The 1,956-nt window shown below is 51.5% G+C and carries 3 protein-coding genes; all 3 read left to right on the plus strand.

Annotation, left to right across the window (positions count from 1 at the left end; translation table 11 throughout):
- Positions 1 to 191 precede the first annotated feature (191 nt).
- The 3 genes from STRDD11_RS05680 to aroB are packed head-to-tail and all read left to right on the plus strand — an operon-like array spanning position 192 to position 1,894.
- Complete coding sequence (locus tag STRDD11_RS05680; protein ID WP_128836184.1) at positions 192 to 488, plus strand: hypothetical protein; 297 nt, start codon at positions 192 to 194, stop codon at positions 486 to 488.
- A gap of 9 nt (positions 489 to 497) precedes the next feature.
- Positions 498 to 827 carry a hypothetical protein gene (locus STRDD11_RS05685; RefSeq protein WP_128836186.1) on the plus strand — a complete coding sequence of 110 codons (330 nt, stop codon included), beginning with the start codon at positions 498 to 500 and terminating at the stop codon, positions 825 to 827.
- The gene (aroB, locus tag STRDD11_RS05690) at positions 827 to 1,894 is read left to right on the plus strand and encodes a 3-dehydroquinate synthase (RefSeq protein ID WP_128836188.1); all 1,068 of its coding nucleotides are present in this window, start codon (positions 827 to 829) and stop codon (positions 1,892 to 1,894) included. Before STRDD11_RS05685 ends, aroB begins: the two co-directional genes overlap by 1 nt.
- Positions 1,895 to 1,956: the final 62 nt, after the last annotated feature.

Raw genomic sequence — 1,956 nt, forward strand, 5'->3', positions numbered from 1 at the left:
GAAGCCATCTTGTCTGAGTTTACTCTGGACAGCTGCTGGGATGCCGGGCTGGAAAGTGCCAATATCAGTCAGGCCAGCAGCTACCAGACTAAGCTGGGAGATGTGGCGGACATGCTGGACAAAGCGGCTAAGGACATTAAGGCCGCTGATCAGCAGGGGGCGAATCTATTTGCATAAAAAGGGGGAAGATAATGCTGGAACCATGGACAGAAGACCGACAGGAAGCAGAACGAATTCAGAGGAAAATCAAAAAAATGCAGGAGGAAGCGGCTATCCGCTCTATTATCACTGCTAAAAGAGCTCTTATCAGACAGGAGGGAGCTGAGCTGCAGACAGCTCTCCATGCTTTAGCAGAAGAGATGCATGCTTTTTCAAGCAACAGTTTGGTCTCTGGTCTGGCCGGCGGCTTGTCAGGTGCGGCGGCCGATGCAGCCGGGAATGTCCTGCAGGCCATACCTCAGCCGGCTTTTACCAGTCCCATTATCTAGGAGGCGCAGATGGACCATCTTCAAAGAAAAAAGGATGAGCTGGAAGACCAGCATATCCGCCGTACCCGTCAGTTCAATGAACTGGAGTGGGAGTATGATAATATGAAGCGGGATATACGGCAGCACACCGAGGAAATGGGCGAATGGGTTGCTTACTTTTTCCGGAATGTGCCGGATGTCAGCCTGTCTTATGAGCTGGAACAGCAAACGAATCTGCAGGAAGACTTTATGAGACGGGTCAGACGCTACGAGGACCGGTTGGACGAGGCCAGGGAACAGGAGAGAAAGCAGTATTGGAAGAATTTAGATAATTTGGAAAAAGAAGAAAGGAACAGCTGATGAAATTAAATGTAAATATCCCCCAGCATCCCTATGATATTGTCATCGAAAGAGAAATTTTAGGGCAGGCGGGCGACTGGCTGAGTCAGCTATGGCAGCCGCAAAAGGTGATTATAGTGTCTGATAATCGGGTGGCTGCTCTTTACGCAGAGAAGGTGAAGCTGAGCTTGGAAGCTGCCGGTTTTGAAACCTATGTTTTTGACTTTCTGGAAGGCGAAGCCAGCAAAAATCTAAGGACGGTCAATAAGCTTTATGAGTATATGGTCAAGCTGGGCATGACCCGCAGCGACGGCATGGTGGCCCTGGGCGGCGGTGTTGTCGGTGATCTGGCAGGCTTTGCGGCCTCTACCTATATGCGGGGGATTCATTTTGTGCAGATTCCGACCAGCCTGACTGCTCAGGTGGACTCCTCTATCGGCGGAAAGACTGGGGTCAATAGCCCCTGGGCTAAGAACATGATTGGTACCTTTGCTCAGCCGGATGGGGTTTTGATTGACCCGGAAGTCTTGCAGACTCTGGGCCGGCGCGAGCTGATTGAAGGCATGGGCGAGGTTGTCAAATACGGCTTGATTGAGGATAAGGAGCTCTGGGAGGAGCTGCTGGGCATGGATGGCAGTCCGGAGTCTATCTTAGAGCATGCTGACAGTATCATCTACCATTCCTGTGATGTAAAGCGCAAGATCGTGGTGGAGGATGAGCTGGAAAATGGTGTTCGCATGTACCTGAACTTCGGCCATACGATTGGCCATGCCATTGAAGCGACAGCTGGCTATGGCAAAGTCATGCACGGAGAAGCTGTGGCTGTCGGCATGGTGCAGATTGCCCGGGCTGCTGAGCAGCGGGGGTTGATGCCGGCTGGTATCACGGATGAAATAGCAGCTATGTGCCGGAAATTCGGTCTGCCGGTGGAGCATGAGCCTTGGGACGTGGACCGGCTGCATGAAGCACTGAGCCATGACAAGAAAGCCCGAGGCAGCAATATCAAGCTGGTCTTGGTGCCAGAATTAGGCTCAGCTGCCATTCACCAGATTTCACTGGATGAAATGAAGGAATTTCTGCAGCGATAAGGGAAAATGTTGCCTGATAAGCAAAGAAAATCGAAGATGGCAAGGGATGAGAGCAAAGTTGA

This window comes from Streptococcus sp. DD11, from assembly GCF_001578865.1.
Classification (GTDB): Bacteria; Bacillota; Bacilli; order Lactobacillales; family Streptococcaceae; genus Streptococcus; species Streptococcus panodentis.

Bases quoted from the DNA above. Each gene is read 5' to 3' on its own strand.
- STRDD11_RS05680 (WP_128836184.1), top strand. From the start codon at position 192: ATGCTGGAACCATGGACAGAAGACCGACAGGAAGCAGAACGAATTCAG.
- STRDD11_RS05685 (WP_128836186.1), top strand. From the start codon at position 498: ATGGACCATCTTCAAAGAAAAAAGGATGAGCTGGAAGACCAGCATATC.
- aroB (WP_128836188.1), top strand. From the start codon at position 827: ATGAAATTAAATGTAAATATCCCCCAGCATCCCTATGATATTGTCATC.